Source organism: Pseudomonas sp. GL_103, from assembly GCF_057835175.1.
In genome coordinates, this window is sequence record NZ_CM174420.1 from 5,835,990 (window position 1) to 5,856,320 (window position 20,331).

The window sequence follows — 20,331 nt, forward strand, 5'->3', positions numbered from 1 at the left end:
GGGTGCATTCAATGTCCCAAGAATTCGACTACATCATCATCGGTGCCGGCTCGGCCGGTAACACCCTGGCGACCCGTCTGACCGAAGACGCCGGCGTCACCGTCCTGCTGCTCGAAGCGGGCGGCCCGGACTACCGTTTCGACTTCCGCACGCAGATGCCGGCCGCTTTGGCGTTCCCGCTGCAAGGCCGTCGTTACAACTGGGCCTACGAAACCGATGCCGAGCCACACATGGACGGCCGTCGCATGGAATGCGGTCGCGGCAAGGGCCTGGGCGGTTCCTCGCTGATCAACGGCATGTGCTACATCCGCGGCAACGCCATGGACTACGACGGCTGGGCGAAACTGCCAGGCCTGGAAGACTGGTCGTACCTCGACTGCCTGCCGTATTTCCGTAAAGCGGAAACCCGCGACATCGGCCCGAACGACTACCACGGCGGCGACGGCCCGGTCAGCGTGACCACGCCGAAAGCCGGCAACAACCCGCTGTTCCACGCCATGGTTGAAGCCGGCGTGCAGGCCGGTTACCCGCGCACCGAAGACTTGAACGGCTACCAGCAGGAAGGCTTCGGCCCGATGGACCGCACCGTGACCCCGAAAGGTCGTCGTGCCTCCACCGCCCGTGGTTACCTGGACGTCGCCAAGAAGCGTTCGACCCTGACCATCGTCACCCACGCCCTGACCGACAAGATCCTGTTCGAAGGCAAGCGTGCGGTCGGCGTGCGTTACCTGGTCGGCTCCGCTGAGGAGCGTGTTGAAGTCAAGGCGCGCAAGGAAGTGCTGCTGTGCTCCGGCGCCATCGCTTCGCCGCAGATCCTGCAACGCTCCGGCGTCGGCCCGGCCGAACTGCTGAACAAGCTCGACATTCCGGTGGTCCACGACCTGCCGGGCGTCGGTGAAAACCTGCAGGATCACCTTGAGCTGTACCTGCAATACGCTTGCACCCAACCGGTGTCGCTGTACCCTTCGCTGCTCCTGCACAACCAGCCGGCCATCGGTGCCGAGTGGCTGTTCAACGGCACCGGTATCGGCGCCAGCAACCAGTTCGAAGCCGGCGGTTTCATCCGTACCCGTCCGGAATTCGAATGGCCGAACATCCAGTACCACTTCCTGCCGGTGGCGATTAACTACAACGGCAGCAACGGTGTGAAAGAGCACGGTTTCCAGGCGCACATGGGCTCCATGCGTTCGCCGAGCCGCGGGCGCATCCAGGCCAAGTCCAAGGACCCGCGCCAGCACCCGAGCATCCTGTTCAACTACATGGCCACCGAGCAGGACTGGCAGGAATTCCGCGACGGCATCCGCCTGACCCGTGAAATCATGCAGCAACCTGCACTGGACGCCTTCCGTGGTCGAGAGATCAGCCCGGGCATCGACGTGCAGAGCGACGAGCAACTGGACAAGTTCATCCGCGAGCACGCCGAAACCGCGTTCCACCCGTCCTGCTCGTGCAAGATGGGCACCGACGAAATGGCCGTGGTCGATGGCGAAGGTCGCGTGCATGGCATGCAAGGCCTGCGGGTGGTCGATGCCTCGATCATGCCGATCATCACCACTGGCAACCTCAACGCACCGACGATCATGATGGCCGAGAAAATCGCCGACAAGATCCGTGGTCGCAAGCCGTTGCCGCGCAGCACTGCCACTTACTATGTGGCGGGTGAAGCGCCGGTGAAGGGCAAGCCGGTGCGTGAATTGAGCCAGACTGCATAAGGCGACAGACCGCGTCGAACCTATCGCGAGCAAGCTCGCTCCCACAGGTTTCGGGTTGGATTGCAGATTTGTGATCCAACCGAGCCCCCTGTGGGAGCGGGCTTGCTCGCGAAGAGGCCCGGTCAGGCAACACCTCTCCCCCGGCAATCACTCGCAAGTCCGATCCAAACTTGATCCTCCCCCCGCGCAAGCCTAATCTAGCGCCACGCAATCGTTTCACCCCTCCCCTCGCAGCACCGTCCCATCGCCACTCCATATCCAGGAGGTTCACGAATGTTCGATTTCTACCCCCAGCTCAAGCAGCGCTTCGCTACCTTGCGCACGGGTGCTGAATTCTTTTCCCTGCGTTATGTGCGCGAATCCGGGCAGTACCTGTCGGTGCGCAAGAACGTCGCCGAACCGCCGAACCTGAGCCGTGACGAAGGGGCGATGCTGACCGTGCGGGTCAATGGCGTCGAGGCCTATGCGGCCACCAACGACCTGTCGCAACAGGGCCTGCAAGCCGCCCTCGAACGCGCCGAACTCCAGGCCCGCGGGCTCAAGCCCCACGCCTTGCTGGACCTGCGCGAGCAGGCTGTTTCCAGCGACCGCGCCGATTACTTTTCACCCAACCTCGACCAGGCCTTCCCGACCCTGAGCGACTGCTACCAGTTGCTCGGCGCCGAATCCGCCGCCGTACCCAAGGACGACCGCTTGGTGAACTGGCAGGTCAGCCTCGGCATCACCCACGTCGAGCAGATCTACCTCAACAGCGCCGGTGCCGAACTGCGCCAGGCCCAACGTTTTGTGTACCCCGGCCTGGACGTCACGGCCTACGACGGCAACGACAGCCAGACCCGCAGCCTTGGCCGCGAGAACTTCGGCCAGCAAGGCGCGGCGGACGTCATCAGCCGCTGCGGTCTGATCGGTGCCGGTGCCCAGGTGGCCGATCAGGCCCTGCAATTGCTCCTGGCGCCGAACACCCCGCAAGGCCAGCGCGACCTGCTGCTGATGCCCGACCAGATGATGCTGCAAATCCACGAGTCCATCGGTCATCCGCTGGAGCTGGACCGCATCCTCGGCGACGAGCGCAATTACGCCGGCACCAGCTTCGTCAAAGCCAGTGATTTTGGCCGCCTGCAATACGGTTCCGGCCTGCTCAACGTGACCTTCGACCCGGACATCCCCGAGGAGCTCGCCAGCTACGGCCATGACGACGAAGGCACGCCCGCCAGCAAACAGTTCCTGATCCGTGAAGGCCTGCTGCTGCGTCCGCTGGGCGGTGCGTTGTCGCAATTCCGTGCCGGCATGGACGGCGTCGCCAACAGCCGCGCCTGCGGCTGGAACCGCCCGCCGATCGACCGCATGGCCAACCTCAACATCGAGCCGGGGGATCAGTCCATCGAGCAGTTGATCGGCGGTATCGAACACGGCGTGCTGATGTCGACCAACCGTTCATGGTCGATCGACGATGCGCGCAACAAATTCCAGTTCGGCTGCGAATGGGGCCAACTGATCGAAAACGGCGAACTCAAGGGCGTGGTTAAGAATCCCAATTACAGGGGCATCTCCGCGCAATTCTGGAAGAGTCTCAGCGCCGTCGGCGATGCCAGTACCTTGAAGGTCCTCGGCACACCGAACTGTGGCAAGGGCGAACCGAACCAGGTGATCCGCGTCGGCCACGCGTCACCGGCCTGTGTGTTCAGCAACGTTGATGTATTCGGAGGAGACGCCTGATGAATCCTTCAATCAGCCAGTCCGCGTCGTTCAAGGCGCTGGTCAACAGCTTGCGTGAAGCGCTGCACGAGCCCGAGCAGTTCACCCTCAGCTACGCCGCCGAATCGTCGGCTTTCGTGCGCTTCAACCACGCCAAGGTGCGTCAGGCCGGTCAGGTGCAGCAGGCGAGTATCGGCCTGAAGCTGATCAACGAAGGCCGCCATGCCGACCTGCACATCACCCTGGCCGGCGATCCGCAAGTGGATGCGCAGCGCCTGAGCGAAGGTCTGCAACAGTTGCGTGAAACCCTGCCGCTGCTGCCTCCGGACCCGTACCTGCTGCTCAACCACAATGGCTGGCAGAGCAACAACGTGCAGTCGCATCCGCTGCCGGACACCGAGCAGGTGGTCGCGCAAATCACCCAGGCCGCCGAAGGCCTGGACCTTGTCGGTTTCTACGCTGCCGGCCCGATCAGTCGTGGCTTTGCCAGTTCTTCGGGCGCCTTCGGCTGGCATCAGGCCAACAGTTTCAACTTCGATTTCAGTCTGTTCCACGAGAACGGCCAGGCCGTGAAAGCCAGCTACGCCGGGCACGACTGGAACAGCGAAGGCTTTGCCAGACGCTTCCAGCAAGCCCGCGAGCAGCTTGAGTTTCTGGGCCGGCCGCTGCGCACTTTGCCACCCGGCCAGTACCGCGCCTACCTGGCACCGGCGGCTCTGGAAGAAATCATCGGCATGTTGTGCTGGGGTGGTTTCTCGGCACAGTCGATTGCCAGCAAAAGTAGCCCGCTGCAAAAGCTCTACGGCGGCGACAGCGCGTTCAGCCCGCTGGTCTCGCTGGATGAAAAAGTCAGCGGCTCGCTGAGCCCGGCGTTTTCCGATGAAGGTTATCCACGCAGCGATCTGGGCTTGATCGTCGATGGCAAGGCCGGGGCACGACTGGTCAGCTCGCGCAGCGCCGCCGAATACGGCTTGACCGCCAATGGCGCCAGCGGCGGTGAATCACCGAGCGCGCTGAACATGAAAGCCGGGGCATTGCCTGACGCGGACATCCTCAAGCAACTGGGCACGGGGTTGTACATCAGCAACCTGTGGTACCTGAACTTCTCGGATCAACCGGCCGCACGCCTGACCGGCATGACCCGCTTTGCCACGTTCTGGGTCGAGAACGGCGAGATCCAGGCACCGGTCAGTACCATGCGCTTCGATGACAGCGCCTTCAGCCTGCTCGGCTCGCAGCTGGAAGCGTTGACCGAGGAGCGGGAGTTGTTGTTGTCGGCGAGTACCTACAGCCAACGGGCGACGGCTTCGGCGTTGTTGCCGGGGGCGTTGGTCAGCCGATTGACTCTGACGCTGTAAACACAAGTCTCAAGTGCACAGCAAACCTGTGGGAGCGGGCTTGCTCGCGAATGCAATCTTTCAGCTGATCTATTTGGTGACTGATACACCGCTTTCGCGAGCAAGCCCGCTCCCACATGAATCTCGACCCACCATGACCTTGCATTAACTTCATCAATCTAGAGGTCCCATGCCCAACCGCCCACCTCTCGACGCTGTAACCGCCCGCTGGATTCCCTGGGTCGTCGCCATTGCCTTCTTCATGCAGTCCCTCGACGGGACTATCCTCAACACCGCCCTGCCGGCCATGGCCCGCGACTTGGCCGAAGACCCATTGCGCATGCAAGGCGTGATCATCGCCTACATGCTCACGGTCGCCTTGCTGATTCCCGCATCCGGCTGGATCGCCGATCGCTTCGGCACCCGGAAAATCTTCTTCAGTGCGATTTTGCTGTTCAGCCTCGGCTCGCTGCTCTGCGCATTGTCGACCAGCCTGACCCAGTTGATCGGCGCCCGGGTGATCCAGGGCCTGGGCGGCGCGTTGATGCTGCCGGTCGGGCGGCTGGTGGTGTTGCGTGCCTACCCGCGCTCGGAGCTGGTGCGGATCATGGGCTTCATCACCATTCCCGGGCTGCTCGGCCCGTTGATCGGCCCGACCATGGGCGGCTGGATGGTGCAATACCTGACCTGGCACTGGATCTTCCTGATCAACCTGCCGGTGGGGCTGGTCGGTTGCTACGCCGTGTGGAAATTCATCCCGGACCTGCGCGGCTCCGAGCGCACGCGCTTCGATAGCCTGGGTTTCGTGCTGTTCGGCGCGGCGATGATTCTGATCACCATCGCCATGGAAGGGCTCGGCGAACTGCACCTGCCGCATTTGCGGGTAATGTTGCTGCTGTTCGGCGGCATGGCTTGCCTCGCCGCGTATTGGCTGCGCGCCGGGCATATCGAAAACCCGCTGTTCGCGCCGTCGCTGTTCAAGACCCGGACCTTCGCCGTCGGGATTCTCGGCAACCTGTTCGCTCGTCTCGGCAGCGGCGCCCTGCCCTTTCTGGTGCCGTTGCTGTTGCAAGTGGCGCTGGGCTATTCGCCGTCTCAGGCCGGGATGAGCATGCTGCCGCTGGCAGCGGCGGCGATGATCGCCAAGTGGGTGGCGCGGCCGCTGATCGAGCGTCTGGGTTACCGCATCGTGCTCACCGGCAACACCCTGGCGCTGGGGATCATGCTGGCGAGCATGGGCCTGGTCAGCGAGCAGACGCCGTACTGGCTGCTGCTGTGCCAGCTGGCGATCCTTGGCGCGATCAACTCCTTGCAGTTCACTGCGATGAACACCGTGACCCTGATCGACCTCGATGACGCCAGCGCCAGCAGCGGCAACAGCCTGCTGTCGGTGGTCGCGCAACTGTCCCTGAGCCTGGGCGTGGCCTGCGCCGGTGCGTTGCTCGGTGGCTTTACCGCGGAAATTGGCAATGATGGCGTGGACACGGTCCTGGGGGCATTCCAATTGACCTTCGTGACCGTGGGAATCATGGCGATGCTGGCCGCTACGATCTTCTCGCAACTGTCAAAGAATGACGGACGGCGAGTCAAACGTCCGGAAGAACACATAGAGCCTTAGGGCGAATGGCCATCGGACTGGTACACTGCGCGACATTTTGTTTTGCAGGCCAGTCCCGTGACCACCATCGCCACCGAATTTAATACTTTGCCGCTGTCCGCCGCCATGCTGGCTAACCTCGACTCCCTCGGTTATGCCCAGATGACGCCGATCCAGGCGCAAAGCTTGCCGGTGATCCTCAAGGGGATGGACCTGATCGCCCAGGCCAAGACCGGTAGCGGCAAGACCGCTGCCTTCGGCATCGGCCTGCTGAACCCGATCAATCCGCGCTACTTCGGTTGCCAGGCGCTGATCCTGTGCCCGACCCGCGAGCTGGCTGACCAGGTCGCCAAGGAAATCCGTCGCCTGGCCCGTGCCGAAGACAACATCAAGGTCCTGACCCTGTGCGGCGGCGTGTCCCTCGGCCCGCAGATCGCTTCGCTGGAACACGGCGCGCACATCATCGTCGGCACCCCGGGGCGCATCCAGCAGCACCTGCGCAAGGGTTCGCTGGTACTCCACGGCCTGAACACCCTGATCCTCGACGAAGCCGACCGCATGCTCGACATGGGTTTCTACGATTCCATCGAAGAAATCATCATGCAGGCCCCGGAGCGTCGCCAGACCCTGCTGTTCTCCGCCACCTACCCGGTAGGCATCAAGCAACTGGCCTCGAAGTTCATGCGCAACCCGCAGCAAGTGAAGGCCGAGGCGTTCCACGACGACACGCAGATCGAGCAGCGCTTCTACGAAATTTCCCCGGACGACCGCATGAGTGCGGTGACCAAGGTCCTGGGTCACTTCCGTCCGGCCTCCTGCGTGGCTTTCTGCTACACCAAGCAGCAGGTTCAGGAAACCGTCGACCACCTGACCACCAAAGGCATTTCCGCCGTCGGCCTGCATGGCGATCTGGAACAGCGTGACCGCGACCAGGTGCTGGCGATGTTCGCCAACCGCAGTACTTCGGTGCTGGTGGCGACCGACGTCGCCGCCCGCGGCCTCGATATCGACTCCCTGGACATGGTGATCAACGTCGAACTGGCCCGTGATTCTGAAATCCACATTCACCGCGTTGGTCGTACCGGCCGCGCCGGTGAGAAAGGCCTCGCGATCAGCCTGGTGGCGCCGTCCGAAGCGCAGCGCGCCCAGGCCATCGAGCAATTGCAGAGGACACCATTGACCTGGGATCAGGTGGACAACCTCACCTCCAAGGGTGGTGGCCCGCTGTTGCCGCAGATGAGCACCCTGTGCATCGCTGCCGGCCGCAAGGACAAGGTTCGTCCGGGCGACATTCTTGGCGCACTGACCGGTGACGCCGGCATCCCCGGTGCCCAGGTCGGCAAGATCGCGATTTTCGACTTCCAGGCCTATGTGGCCGTGGAGCGCGGCGTTGCCAAGCAGGCCTTGCAGCGCTTGAACGACGGCAAGATCAAGGGTCGTTCGCTGCGCGTTCGCATCCTGTAAGAACAACGTATACCCCTGTGGGAGCGAGCTTGCTCGCGATAGCGGTCTTTCAGTCAAAAAGTCTGTGACTGGAATGGCCTCATCGCGAGCAAGCTCGCTCCCACAGCTTGTTTTGTGGTGTAGCACTGAGAGGACACCGTTTTGCGCTCTACCGAAGTCGTGATCATTGGCGCTGGCGCCGCAGGGTTGATGTGTGCACTGACCGCCGCCGGGCGCGGGCGCAAGGTGTTGCTGCTCGACCATGCCAACAAGGCCGGCAAGAAAATCCTGATGTCGGGCGGTGGCCGCTGCAATTTCACCAACATGTACACAGAACCGGGCAATTTCCTCTCGCAGAACGCGCATTTCTGCAAATCCGCACTGGCCCGTTACACCCAGTGGGATTTCATCGGCATGGTGGCCAAACACGGCGTGCCGTACCACGAGAAAAAACTCGGCCAGTTGTTCTGCGATAACAAATCCAGCGACATCCTCGAAATGCTGCTCAACGAGTGCGATCAGGTCGGCGTCAGCCTGCACCTGGACACCTCGATCCAGACCATCGAGAAGCTCGAAAGCGGCTACCTGCTGGACACGACACTCGACCAAATCACCTGCGAATCCCTGGTGATCGCCACCGGTGGCCTGTCGATCCCGACCCTGGGCGCCACCGGTTTCGGTTACCAGGTGGCCAGGCAGTTCGGCCACGAACTGCTGCCGACCCGCGCCGGCCTGGTGCCGTTCACCATCACCGATCAGCTCAAGGCCTTGTGCACTGAGCTGTCCGGTACGTCGGTGGACTGCCTGGTGAGCTGCAACGACCAGAGCTTTCGCGAGAACATCCTGTTCACCCACCGCGGCCTCAGCGGCCCGGCGATTTTGCAGATCTCGTCGTTCTGGGAATCCGGCGATACCGTCGAGATCAACCTGCTGCCGGATCACGACGTGCCGGCCTGGCTGCAACAGCAACAGGCCGAACGTCCCAACAGCGAGCTGAAAACCTTGCTCGGTGAAATATTCACCAAGAAGATGGCCAACCTGCTGGCGGACAACTGGTTCGTCTCCAAACCGATGAAGCAGTACACCCACGCCGAGCTGGCCGATATCGCGGAAAAACTGGCGAGCTGGAAAGTCGTGCCCGCCGGCACCGAAGGCTATCGCACCGCCGAAGTGACCCTGGGCGGCGTCAACACCAATGAAGTGTCGTCCAAGACCATGGAATCGCTGAAAAGCCCGGGGCTGTACTTCATCGGCGAAGTGCTGGACGTGACCGGGCATCTGGGCGGGTTCAATTTCCAGTGGGCGTGGGCTTCCGGTTACGCTGCTGCGCAGTACGTCTGACACCACCGGCCCTGTAGGAGCTGCCGCAGGCTGCGATCTTTTGATCCTGTTTTTTTAAAGTAAAGTCAAAAGATCGCAGCCTGCGGCAGCTCCTACAGAGGCGGTGTATCGCCAAGGAAGGAACAGATTTTGCTGTCTGATGTGATCGGCGCCATTGCGTCGGCGTCATTAGTGGCTCAATTTAGCGTCATTGCCTCGGAAGGCCTTCGCATTTCATGTCATCGACTTCGTTCCGCCAGTCTCTGCGTCGCCTTTGGGCGCTGGATAAGTTCAGCTACAGCGTGCGGGTATTCATTGCCCTGACCGGCACCATGGCGCTGTGTTGGTATCAGGATGAAATGGGCCTGCTGATCCCGTTGTTCCTGGGGATTATCGCCAGCGCCCTGGCCGAGACCGACGACAGCTGGCAGGGCCGTATCAACGCGCTGGCGGTGACGCTGGTGTGTTTCGCGGTTGCCGCCCTGTCCGTCGAACTGCTCTTCCCCTACCCCTCGCTGTTTATCATCGCCTTCGCCCTGGCTGCGTTCTGCCTGACCATGCTTGGCGCCCTCGGCGAGCGCTATGGCGCGATTGCCTCGGCGACGCTGATCCTTTCGGTCTACACCATGATCGGCGTGGACCAGCGTGGTGGTGCGGTCACCGACGTCTGGCACGAGCCGTTGCTGCTGGTGGCCGGTGCTGCCTGGTACGGTTTGCTGTCGGTGTTGTGGCAGGCACTGTTTTCCAATCAGCCGGTGCAGCAGAGCCTGGCGCGCCTGTTCCGCGAGCTGGGCTTTTACCTGAAGCTGAAATCCTCGCTGTTCGAGCCGATCCGGCAGATGGACGTGGAGGCGCGGCGCCTGGAATTGGCCCAGCAGAACGGCCGGGTGGTGGCGGCACTGAACGCCGCCAAGGAGATCATCCTGCACCGGGTCGGCAATGGTCGCCCGGGGTCGAAAGTCAGCCGCTACCTCAAGCTGTACTTCCTCGCCCAGGACATCCACGAACGCGCCAGTTCTTCGCACTACCCTTACAACGCCCTGGCCGACGCCTTCTTCCACAGCGACGTGCTGTTCCGCTGCCAACGCCTGTTGCGTCAGCAAGGCAAGGCCTGCCGGGCCCTGGCCGAATCGATCCAGATGCGCCAGCCGTTCACCTATGACGCCAGTTTCGCCGAGGCCCTGAGCGACCTCGATGCTTCTCTCGAACACCTGCGCATCCAGAGCAACCCGGCCTGGCGCGGCTTGCTGCGTTCACTGCGGGCACTGGCGGCCAACCTCGGCACCCTCGACCGCTTGCTCAGCGATGCCAGTAACCCCGACGCCCTGGCTGACGCCACCGACAGCAGCCTGCTCGACCGTTCGCCGCGCAGCCTCAAGGACGTGTGGCTGCGCTTGCGCACGCAGCTGACGCCGACCTCGCTGCTGTTCCGCCATGCCCTGCGATTGCCCCTGGCCTTGAGCATCGGCTACGCCATGGTGCATTTGATTCACCCGTCCCAAGGCTACTGGATCATCCTCACCACGCTGTTCGTCTGCCAACCGAACTACGGCGCCACCCGCCGCAAACTCGGTCAACGGATCATCGGCACCGCCATCGGCCTGACCCTGGCCTGGGCACTGTTTGACCTGTTCCCGAACCCGTTGATCCAGTCGTGTTTCGCCATCGCCGCCGGGGTGGTGTTCTTTACCAACCGCACCACCCGCTACACCCTGGCGACGGCGGCAATCACCCTGATGGTGCTGTTCTGCTTCAACCAGGTGGGTGACGGTTACGGGCTGTTCCTGCCACGGCTGTTCGATACCTTGCTCGGCAGCCTGATCGCCGGCCTCGCGGTATTCCTGTTCCTGCCGGACTGGCAGGGCCGACGCCTGAACAAAGTGCTGGCCAATACCCTGGCCTGCAACAGCATTTACTTGCGCCAGATCATGCAGCAATACGCGGCGGGCAAAAGCGACGACCTGGCTTACCGCCTGGCCCGCCGCAACGCGCACAACGCCGACGCGGCGCTGTCGACCACACTGGCCAACATGCTGATGGAGCCGGGGCATTTCCGAAAGGAGGCGGACGTGGGCTTCCGCTTCCTGGTGCTGTCACACACGCTGCTCAGTTACCTGTCGGGCCTGGGCGCGCATCGGGAAACCCAACTGCCGGCGGACGTGCGCGAGCACTTGATCGAAGGGGCCGGGGTGAAACTGGCCACCAGCATCGACGCGATCGCCCAAGGGCTGGCGAGCAAGTCTTCGATCGAGATTCAGAGCGATGAAGAAGAAGCACTGGCCAATGAACTGGAACAGATGCCTGATGAAATCGATGAGGGGCAACGGTTGGTGCAGACGCAACTGGCGCTGATCTGCCGGCAGTTGGGGCCGCTGAGGACCTTGGCGGCGCATTTGATCAAGGATACGAGTGAGGATTGAGATCCCGGCTGAATGTACCGGCCCCTTCGCGGGCAAGCCCGCTCCCACAGGGTTATCTGATGGTCACGGGATTTGTGTTCACCTTCGCCCACTGTGGGAGCGGGCTTGCCCGCGAAGAGGCCATCAGCAACAGTACAGAATCCGGATCAATGCACTTACATCCCGTGCTGTTTAATCAACTTGTCATAACTCCCGTCCGCCTTCATCGCCGCGATCTCCCGGTCGAAGCCGGCGACGATCCGTGCATGCTCGGGATTCTTCAGGCTGACCATGATATGCAGGCTGTTCTCGCTTAATGGCTTGGGCAGGAACTCCACGGCGTTTCGCACCTTGGGCGATTCACGGGCCAGGTAGTAGCGGGCGACGAACTCATCTTCCAGCGTCAGCTTGACCCGGTCGGCCGCGAGCATGCGCACCGCCATGGCGAAACTGTGCACCGGGATTTTCTGCAACGACTCGTCGTTGTCGAACGGGGGCGAATACGCGTATCCACGCACGACGGCAATCGGATAGGTGTGCAATTGCTGCAGGTTATTGAATTCGATCGGCGCGTCCTTGCGTTTGAGAAAGCGCACGCGATTGAGCAGGTACTCGCCGGAAAATTGGCCGAGCCTGGTCCGTTCCTCGGTGTACCAGGCGTTGACCAGCACGTCGTATCGGCCCTCGCCCAATCCCATCAAGGCCCGTGCCCAGGGCACCTGTTCGAAGTCACTGGCATAGCCAGCCCTGGCGAGCGCGGTACTGACAATGTCCGTCGCCAGACCACCGTTGACGAGCGTGGAATCGGTAAAGGGTGGCCAGGCATCAGCGACCAACCGCAGTTTTTCTGCCGCCGCTCCCTGAACCAGCAACAGCAATCCAATCAAGGCAAAAGCTCGATGCAATCGCGGCATGCCAGAAAATCCTTAGTGGGCGGGTTGCCCGACGTGTTTTCAGCCAAAACCCCAAGGCCCCTGTACCGGCAAGACCCGGGTACTCAACATTAGCTCATCGAAGCCATAGCACAGCGCTTCGAGCCAGATTACACAAAGAAGACATCCGCGCGAAAAATGAATGATGGCATTTTGGCCTTTGCCACAGATTCTTCCGCCATAAAGACTTCTGGCGTGAGTGCGCTTAGTATCGGAACGACGTTTTCAGGGAATCAAAACATGACAGTCGATTGGATCTGCAAACACCACAGTGACCTGGGCAAGGAGCAGCTGTACGCCATTTTGCAGTTGCGTGCGCAAGTGTTCGTTGTCGAGCAGCAATGCGCTTATCAAGACGTGGATGGCCAGGACCTTGAAGGTGACACTTGTCACTTGATGGCCTGGGACAGCAATCAACTGGTGGCCTATCTGCGGCTGCTCGATCCGGAACTGCAAGGCGGGGACGTAGTGATCGGTCGGGTGATCATTGCCCCACACGCACGAGGCGCCGGGCTTGGACATGGGTTGATGGAGCAGGCATTGAAGCAGATTGAAGAACGCTGGCCGGAAACGCCGATCTACCTCTCGGCCCAGACGCATTTGCAGGGGTATTACGGGCGGTACGGGTTTGTCGTGACGGGTGAGGAGTTTGTCGAGGATGGCATTCCACACATTGGCATGCGTCGTCCTTGAAGGACCCATCGCGAGCAGGCTCGCTCCCACACTGGATTATGTTCACAACTCAAATCAACTGTGGGAGCGAGCCTGCTCGCGATGACGTCGGTTCAGGCACCGAAAATCTCAGGGATACTCCAGCACCGCCTTGATCTGCCGCAGATTACGCTCGATCCACCCGCGATCAATCGCCCCCCACTCGCGAATCCGATAGCGCCCCGCATGGTTGCGCGCGCCTTCTTCCTGCTCGAACTCACAAATTATGTCCAGATCCGCCAACGCCGCGATGGTGTCCTGTGCCGTGCGCCGAGGCATGCCGGTGACATCGGTCAGCGCCGGGACGCTGCTGGCCAGCCCGCTGTCGATCAGGTACGCCACGTACAACCGGCGGTAGAAGCTGCTCTTGGTCTTGCTCACGTCCATCTGATGCTCCTTATAAGATCGCAGCCTGCGGCAGCGCCTACAGATCCCGCCACGTCAGGTACACCCGCACATCAAATTCCACCTGGTGATAACCCGGCAGCATGTGCTCGCACAGTTTGTAGAATGCCTTGTTGTGGTCCGATTCCTTGAAGTGCGCCAGTTCATGCACCACGATCATTTTCAGGAACTCGCAAGGCGCCTCCTTGAACAGCGACGCGATGCGGATTTCCTTCTTGGACTTGAGCTTGCCGCCCTGCACCCGGGAAATCGTGGTGTGCAGACCAAGGGCACGGTGGGTCAGGTCCAGACGGTTGTCGAACAGCACCTTGTCGATGGCCGGGGCATTGCGCAGGTACTCCTGCTTGAGGTCCAGGGCATAGGTGTACAGCGCCTTGTCGCTCTGCACCCCGTGCTTTTGCGGGTAACGCTGGCTCAGGTAATCGCCCAGCCGACCGTCGGCGATCAGCTGGCGCACCTGATCCTGCAAGGTAGCGGGATAAGCCTGGAGATATTTCAACACGGTCATCGGGGCGGCAATACAGGTCACTAAAAGATCGCCAGTGTAGCGAATTCAGCGGGGCAGCGCGCTCCAGTCAAACGGCTGGACAAAGACCCCGGTGTCTTCGGCCATCAGCGGCCGGGCCACCAGAAAACCTTGCACATATTCACAGCCGTTGGCTTGCAGCCATTCATACTGCGCGACGGTTTCCACCCCTTCGGCAATCACCAGCATCCCGAACTGTTTGCACAGGTCGATCACACTGCGCGCCAGCGCCGCATCCCTTGCCGACTCCGGCAACCGGGCGATCAAATGGCGGTCGATCTTGAGGGTATCCAGCTCCAGGTCGCGCAAGTGCGTCAGGGAACAGGGTCCGGCCCCGAAGTCATCCAATGCCACGCGTACGCCCAGATTGTGCAGCAGGCGCAATTGCTTGCGGGTTTCTTCGGGGTTGTGCATCAAGGCCTCTTCCGTGACCTCGACTTCCAGATGACGCGGTTGCAGGCCATGGCGCTCCAGCACCTGGCGCAACTCGGTGACCAGGTTGGCCATGCCGAACTGCGTACTGCTCAAGCTGACGCCGAGCACCAGATCCTCGGCAAACAGGGACTCCCAGGCTTTGCGTTGCCCGGCGCCGCGATGGTAGATCCAGCTGCCCAGGCGACTGATCAGCCGCGCCTCCTCCAGCAATGGCAAAAACAGTCCCGGAGGGACATCGCCAACGCTCGGATGCTGCCAGCGCAACAAGGCCTCGAAGCCCCGAATCCGCCCGTCGGCAATCGCAACCTGAGGCTGATACACCAGATTGAAATCCCGGTTTTCTATAGCTGTGCGCACACTTTCTTCCAGCATCAGCCGCGTGCGCGCCCGGCCGTTCATTTCGTGATCGTAGAAGCGATATTGCTGGCGGCCGGCACGCTTGGCTTCGTACATGGCGATATCGGCCGCCCGCAGCATGCCGTCGAGATTGGCGCCACATTCAGGGAACGTGGCGATGCCGATGCTGGCACCCAGGGCGATATCGAGGCCGTCGATCTGCTGACAGATCGACACTCGCTCGATGAGTTTCTCGGCAATCTTCGCCGCCTGCTCGGGGAACTCCAGATCCAGCAGCGCGGTGAATTCGTCGCCGCCCATCCGCGCCAGGATGTCGAAGGGCCGCAGGCAAGCCTTCAGCTGTTCGGAGACCCAGCGCAGCACCCGATCGCCGGCATCGTGCCCGAGCGAATCATTGACTCGCTTGAAACCGTCGAGGTCCAGGTACATCAAGACCCAGGAGCTGTCGGAACGCTCACCGCGCAACAGCAGGTTCTCTACGGTCTGATAGAACCCCCGGCGGTTGAGCAATCCGGTCAGCGGATCGGTGACCGCCTGAAATTCCAGTTGCTGATGCAGATGGCGCACCACCGACATGTCCAGCACGGTCACGACCATCGCGTGTTGCTCGGCGGGCAATGGCGCGCAGGACAAGGCCACCGGCACCTGCTGGCCGGGCGCGGTTCGTAGCTGGGCATCGTGCAGGCGCAAGGTTTCGCCGCGTTTGTATCCGGCCAGCAACTCGGAATCGGCCCAGATCGGGATATGCGGTTTTTGCAGGTAGTCCAGAAACTCCTTGCCTTGCAACTCCTGCACCGGGGCATTGAGCAACCGTGACATCGCCGGATTGGCAAACCGAATCAGGCCGTCCTCACCCAATACCAGAATGCCTTCGGCGGCGTTATCCAGCACCGACGCATTAAAGGCACGAGCGGCTTCCAGATCATGACTCAGGCGCTGCAGGGCCCGGCGGTTACGCTGGTGTTCGAGCAACGCCTGGACCTTGGGCGTGAAGACCTGTGGGTCGAACGGCTTGAACAGGTAATCCACCGCACCACTGGCATAGCCCTTGATCACGGCGTCCTGGGACTGTTCGTTGGCGGTCAGGAAAATGATCGGCGTGAGACGGGTCCGCTGGCTACCGCGCATCAGGCGCGCCACTTCATAACCGTCCATGTCTGGCATCTGCACGTCCAGCAGCACCAGATCGATATCGTGTTCAAGCAACAAGCCGAGGGCTTCGAAACCCGAGGTGGCAGTAATGACCCGCCAGCCCTGGCGCTGTAACAACGCGCGCATGCTGATCAGGTTTTCAGGGTAATCGTCGACGACTAAAAGGGTTGAGCCGCCTTCTACTGGCGTGGGTTGCGCGCATTCCATGCTGCTTCTCTAATTGCGGGGTGTCAGGCCGGTTTCTCGTGAAAACCGGACAAATACTGTGCCTTCACTCTAGACCCGGTTCTGCGAAAGCAGAAGGTGTCAGTGAGCCATCATTTAATCATTGTGTCTTTTTACCGACTAACGGTCGAATGCTCAGTCCGATGAAAACCCGGAAGATGACATTTCGACAGGATGTTGACGTCAACCACCCGTCAGGCGGGCATTAACAAAATCACCCGCTACGCTTATAAAGGCCGCCCAAAAGGTGCGGTCTAGAGCTTCTGGCACGTCCGTGCAGCATGAATCAAGTGGAAGAACCGACATGATCGATCTTGCAACCTGGAACCTCAGCGTCCCCGTCGGCAGCCCGCCGTACACCGTCGAAACCGCCAAACTGGTGGATGGTTTCAAGGATCAATACTTCCATTCAGACACCGGCACATTGTTTTTCTGGACGCCCGTGACCGGTTCCCGTACCGAAAACGCGATTTATCCGCGCACCGAATTGCGTGAAACCTACAGCAACGGCACGTTGAAAAACTGGTATTACCCGGAGGCCGACAATTTGTTGTATGCCACTCTGGCAGTGAACCAGGTGCCGAGTTCCGGGAAGATCGTCATCGGCCAGATCCATGCCTTTCAAAGCCAGAAACCTCTGGTGAAGGTCGAATACCAATACAAAACCAGTACAGGCACCGGCAATATCGTCGCCAAGGTCCGGATGCATCCCTATGACGATACAAGCCGGGTGATCATCGTTGCGACGGGGGTGAAACTCGACCAGGAGTTCAACTACCTCATTCACCTCAGCCCCGGTGGCGCCCTGGGCATCAGCGCGGCAGGTTATCAATGGGATACGCAAATCAGCACAACCTGGCGCGAAAAGCCGCTGTACTTCAAGGCCGGGGTCTATGTGCAGGACAATACCGGGTACACCACTGAAGGCGGGAAAGTGACATTTAGCAAGCTGGATATCGATCACAATCAATAGCCCGAACCCTCGTCACAAAAGCCCGTGTCATACATTTCTCTCGCCCATAAAAAACCCGCCTCTCGGCGGGTTTTTCATCAAGGCAGCTTAACGCTCAGACTTAGTTGACCTTGGCGTTCAACTCACCTTTCAGGTAACGCTGATACATGCCTTCCAGCGAGATCGCCTTGATCTTCGAAGCGTTGCCGGCAGTGCCGAAGGCTTCGTAGCGAGCGATACACACATCACGCATTGCGGTGACGGTGGCGCCGAAGAATTTACGTGGGTCGAACTCGCTCGGGTTGGTGGCCATCAGGCGACGCATGGCGCCAGTGGATGCCAGGCGCAGGTCGGTGTCGATGTTGACCTTGCGCACGCCGTGCTTGATGCCTTCGACGATTTCTTCAACCGGTACGCCGTAGGTTTCCTTGATGTCGCCGCCGTACTGGTTGATGATCGCCAGCCACTCTTGCGGAACCGAAGACGAACCGTGCATCACCAGGTGAGTGTTCGGAATGCGCTTGTGGATCTCTTTGATACGGTCGATCGCCAACACGTCGCCGGTAGGCGGCTTGGTGAACTTGTAGGCGCCGTGGCTGGTGCCGATGGCGATGGCCAGGGCATCCACCTGAGTGCGTTTTACGAAGTCAGCGGCTTCTTCCGGGTCGGTCAGCATCTGGCTATGATCCAGAACGCCTTCGGCGCCGATGCCGTCTTCTTCACCGGCCATACCGGTTTCCAGCGAACCCAGGCAGCCCAGCTCGCCTTCTACCGAAACGCCGCAGGCGTGAGCCATGGCCACGGTCTGTTGGGTCACACGCACGTTGTAGTCGTAGTCGGTCGGGGTCTTGCCGTCTTCGCCCAGGGAACCGTCCATCATGACCGAGCTGAAGCCCAGTTGGATGGAGCGCTGGCAGACGTCAGGGCTGGTGCCGTGGTCCTGGTGCATGCACACCGGGATGTGCGGGAACTCTTCGATCGCGGCCAGGATCAGGTGACGCAGGAATGGCGCGCCAGCGTATTTACGGGCGCCGGCCGAAGCCTGGACGATCACCGGGGAGTCAGTCTTGTCAGCGGCTTCCATGATGGCGCGCATCTGCTCAAGGTTGTTGACGTTGAAGGCTGGAACGCCGTAGCCGAACTCGGCTGCGTGGTCCAGCATCTGGCGCATGCTGATAAGTGCCATTGTGTGTATCTCTCCCGGTTGAGGGTCGTTAATCGTGCCAGCCTGCCGGAGCGGCGGCGGCTATTCAAGTTTTTGCAGATCGGGGGTTGGCCCGGACTGCGGATTCGGTGTTCTTCGTTTTACTCGGCCTTGCAGCCACGGCCGATCAAATCATTGGTGGCGACCCAGTAAACCAGGCCTTCCTCACCTTTTATGTGAAACGCCAGCATGTCATTGCTGTACAGCGAACCCGACGCACCCGGCTCCTGCTTCAGGCGGTAGACCTGATCGGCACCGCCCAGGCGCACGTCGACTTCCCTGCGGCTGTCGTCGGTGTAGCGCCACAGCACTTTGGCCTGGCTGTCGCAGGTCCAGGTGGTCCAGTTATCCACAGGCGCGGACGACTGGAACGGGTTCAACTGATTGAACTGAGCACAACCGGCCAACAACGTCAGCGCCGCAACGGCGATAAAACCTTTCATCCGTGTCCCTCGACTGACGGCGCACGCTGCCAGCCCTGAGTAATGAGTCAGACCCGTCAAGGGCAGCCATGTTCCTTGGCGGGTGCCTGGGTCTCGTATTTGTCCAGGCCTTCCGGCCCGGAACGCTTGTTGAGCACCGGGTTGGTTTCCGCCTGCCAGTCAGCCTGGTAGCAGCCTTTGTCCGACTCGGACGGCGCAGATTCCGGGGTGGCCTTCGGGTTACTCCCGCACGCCACCAGCGAACCTGCGACGATCAACAGCGCTAACGTCTTGACCATTTCAACACTCCCTGCCTGGTCAAACGGGCGAGCCTCAGGCCTTGGCCCGGCTTTCCAGAACTTCAACGGCTGGCAGGACCTTGCCTTCGACGAATTCGAGGAACGCGCCGCCGCCGGTAGAAATGTAGGAGATCTGCTCGGCAACGCCATACTTGTCGATGGCCGCCAGGGTGTCGCCGCCACCAGCGATGGAGAACGCCGCGCTGTCCGCGATGGCCTGGGCCAGCACCTTGGTGCCATTACCGAACTGATCGAATTCGAACACGCCGACCGGACCGTTCCACAGGATGGTTTGCGACGACTTCAGCAGCTCGGCGAAATTCGCCGCGGTCTGCGGGCCGATGTCCAGAATCATGTCGTCGGCAGCCACGTCAGCGATCAGCTTGACGGTCGCGGTGGCGCTTTCAGCGAATTCCTTGGCAACCACCACGTCAACCGGCAGCGGCACGCTGACCTTGGCGGCGATGGCGCGAGCGGTGTCCAGCAGGTCCGGCTCGTACAGGGATTTACCGACCGGGTGACCGGCAGCGGCCAGGAAGGTGTTGGCGATGCCGCCGCCAACGATCAACTGGTTGCAGATCTGGCTCAGGCTATTCAGCACGTCGAGTTTGGTCGACACCTTGGAGCCGGCGACGATGGCCGCCATTGGCTGGGCCGGGGCGCCCAGGGCTTTGCCCAGTGCGTCCAGTTCAGCGGCCAGCAGCGGGCCGGCAGCAGCGACTTTGGCGAACTTGGCCACGCCGTGGGTCGAACCCTCGGCACGGTGAGCGGTGCCGAAGGCGTCCATCACGAACACGTCGCACAGGGCAGCGTATTGCTGGGCCAGTTCGTCGGCGTTCTTTTTCTCGCCCTTGTTGAAGCGCACGTTTTCGAACAGCACGATGTCGCCGGCTTTCACGTCGACGCCGTTCAGGTAGTCAGCTACCAGTGGCACTTCGCGACCCAAGGCCTTGCTCAGGTAGTCAGCGACTGGCTTGAGGCTGTTCTCGGCCGAGAACTCGCCTTCGGTCGGACGGCCAAGGTGCGAGCAGACCATCACGGCCGCGCCTTTTTCCAGGGCCAGCTTGATGGTCGGCAGCGAGGCCAGGATACGCGCATCGCTGGTGACAACACCGTCCTTGACTGGGACGTTGAGGTCTTCGCGGATCAATACGCGCTTACCTTGCAGATCGAGGTCGGACATCTTCAACACGGTCATGGGTCGCACT

At 61.2% G+C, this 20,331-nt stretch carries 17 protein-coding genes; 9 read left to right on the plus strand and 8 right to left on the minus strand.

What is annotated here, in order from left to right:
- The first annotated feature begins 11 nt into the window (after positions 1–11).
- The 7 genes from betA (at position 12) to yccS (ending at position 11,524) form a co-directional block, all read left to right on the plus strand.
- Positions 12–1,712 (plus strand): choline dehydrogenase, encoded by a 1,701-nt coding sequence (gene betA, locus AC3IP0_RS26355; protein ID WP_489326231.1) that lies wholly within the window; start codon positions 12–14, stop codon positions 1,710–1,712.
- A gap of 273 nt (positions 1,713–1,985) precedes the next feature.
- Positions 1,986–3,428, plus strand: coding sequence for a TldD/PmbA family protein (locus tag AC3IP0_RS26360; protein ID WP_489326233.1), 1,443 nt, complete (start codon positions 1,986–1,988; stop codon positions 3,426–3,428).
- A complete protein-coding gene (locus tag AC3IP0_RS26365; RefSeq protein ID WP_489326235.1) occupies positions 3,428–4,765 on the plus strand; it encodes a TldD/PmbA family protein in 1,338 nt (445 codons plus the stop codon). Before AC3IP0_RS26360 ends, AC3IP0_RS26365 begins: the two co-directional genes overlap by 1 nt.
- A 169-nt stretch (positions 4,766–4,934) precedes the next feature.
- Positions 4,935–6,362, plus strand: coding sequence for a multidrug transporter subunit MdtD (gene mdtD, locus AC3IP0_RS26370; protein WP_489326236.1), 1,428 nt, complete (start codon positions 4,935–4,937; stop codon positions 6,360–6,362).
- Between the two features lie 105 nt (positions 6,363–6,467).
- Positions 6,468–7,805: an ATP-dependent RNA helicase DbpA gene (gene dbpA, locus AC3IP0_RS26375; protein ID WP_489319828.1), complete on the plus strand. Its 1,338-nt coding sequence runs from the start codon at positions 6,468–6,470 to the stop codon at positions 7,803–7,805.
- A 141-nt stretch (positions 7,806–7,946) separates the two neighbouring features.
- Positions 7,947–9,125: a BaiN/RdsA family NAD(P)/FAD-dependent oxidoreductase gene (locus AC3IP0_RS26380; RefSeq protein ID WP_423505688.1), complete on the plus strand. Its 1,179-nt coding sequence runs from the start codon at positions 7,947–7,949 to the stop codon at positions 9,123–9,125.
- A 215-nt stretch (positions 9,126–9,340) separates the two neighbouring features.
- Complete coding sequence (yccS, locus tag AC3IP0_RS26385) at positions 9,341–11,524, plus strand: YccS family putative transporter (protein ID WP_489326238.1); 2,184 nt, start codon at positions 9,341–9,343, stop codon at positions 11,522–11,524.
- 155 nt (positions 11,525–11,679) lie between these two features.
- Here the strand turns inward: yccS and AC3IP0_RS26390 are convergent, their stop codons facing one another.
- Positions 11,680–12,417 (minus strand): substrate-binding periplasmic protein, encoded by a 738-nt coding sequence (locus AC3IP0_RS26390; protein WP_489317508.1) that lies wholly within the window; start codon positions 12,415–12,417, stop codon positions 11,680–11,682.
- A 258-nt stretch (positions 12,418–12,675) separates the two neighbouring features.
- Here AC3IP0_RS26390 and AC3IP0_RS26395 point away from each other — a divergent pair, with 258 nt between their 5' ends.
- Positions 12,676–13,128 carry a GNAT family N-acetyltransferase gene (locus tag AC3IP0_RS26395; protein WP_489326239.1) on the plus strand — a complete coding sequence of 151 codons (453 nt, stop codon included), beginning with the start codon at positions 12,676–12,678 and terminating at the stop codon, positions 13,126–13,128.
- A gap of 108 nt (positions 13,129–13,236) precedes the next feature.
- On the opposite strand, the gene AC3IP0_RS26400 is transcribed toward AC3IP0_RS26395, so the two are convergent.
- From AC3IP0_RS26400 to AC3IP0_RS26410, 3 genes are read right to left on the minus strand one after another with little or no spacing between them, the layout of a single operon-like run.
- Positions 13,237–13,533: a winged helix-turn-helix domain-containing protein gene (locus AC3IP0_RS26400; RefSeq protein ID WP_102672284.1), complete on the minus strand. Its 297-nt coding sequence runs from the start codon at positions 13,531–13,533 to the stop codon at positions 13,237–13,239.
- Between the two features lie 37 nt (positions 13,534–13,570).
- The gene (locus AC3IP0_RS26405) at positions 13,571–14,059 is read right to left on the minus strand and encodes a YgjP-like metallopeptidase domain-containing protein (protein ID WP_102699232.1); all 489 of its coding nucleotides are present in this window, start codon (positions 14,057–14,059) and stop codon (positions 13,571–13,573) included.
- A 45-nt stretch (positions 14,060–14,104) separates the two neighbouring features.
- On the minus strand, positions 14,105–16,228 hold the full coding sequence (locus AC3IP0_RS26410) for a putative bifunctional diguanylate cyclase/phosphodiesterase (RefSeq protein ID WP_489317510.1): 2,124 nt from the start codon (positions 16,226–16,228) through the stop codon (positions 14,105–14,107).
- A 322-nt stretch (positions 16,229–16,550) separates the two neighbouring features.
- On the opposite strand from AC3IP0_RS26410, the gene AC3IP0_RS26415 reads away from it, so the two are divergent.
- Positions 16,551–17,219 (plus strand): polysaccharide lyase family 7 protein, encoded by a 669-nt coding sequence (locus AC3IP0_RS26415; protein ID WP_489317511.1) that lies wholly within the window; start codon positions 16,551–16,553, stop codon positions 17,217–17,219.
- A gap of 100 nt (positions 17,220–17,319) precedes the next feature.
- Here the strand turns inward: AC3IP0_RS26415 and fba are convergent, their stop codons facing one another.
- The 4 genes from fba to AC3IP0_RS26435 all read right to left on the minus strand — a co-directional run bounded on the left by fba (position 17,320) and on the right by AC3IP0_RS26435 (position 20,321).
- On the minus strand, positions 17,320–18,384 hold the full coding sequence (gene fba, locus AC3IP0_RS26420; RefSeq protein ID WP_007981624.1) for a class II fructose-bisphosphate aldolase: 1,065 nt from the start codon (positions 18,382–18,384) through the stop codon (positions 17,320–17,322).
- A 119-nt stretch (positions 18,385–18,503) separates the two neighbouring features.
- Positions 18,504–18,845, minus strand: coding sequence for an MliC family protein (locus AC3IP0_RS26425; protein ID WP_414913444.1), 342 nt, complete (start codon positions 18,843–18,845; stop codon positions 18,504–18,506).
- 56 nt (positions 18,846–18,901) lie between these two features.
- Positions 18,902–19,123 carry a hypothetical protein gene (locus tag AC3IP0_RS26430; protein ID WP_223460491.1) on the minus strand — a complete coding sequence of 74 codons (222 nt, stop codon included), beginning with the start codon at positions 19,121–19,123 and terminating at the stop codon, positions 18,902–18,904.
- A gap of 34 nt (positions 19,124–19,157) precedes the next feature.
- The gene (locus AC3IP0_RS26435; RefSeq protein ID WP_489317513.1) at positions 19,158–20,321 is read right to left on the minus strand and encodes a phosphoglycerate kinase; all 1,164 of its coding nucleotides are present in this window, start codon (positions 20,319–20,321) and stop codon (positions 19,158–19,160) included.
- Positions 20,322–20,331 lie beyond the last annotated feature (10 nt).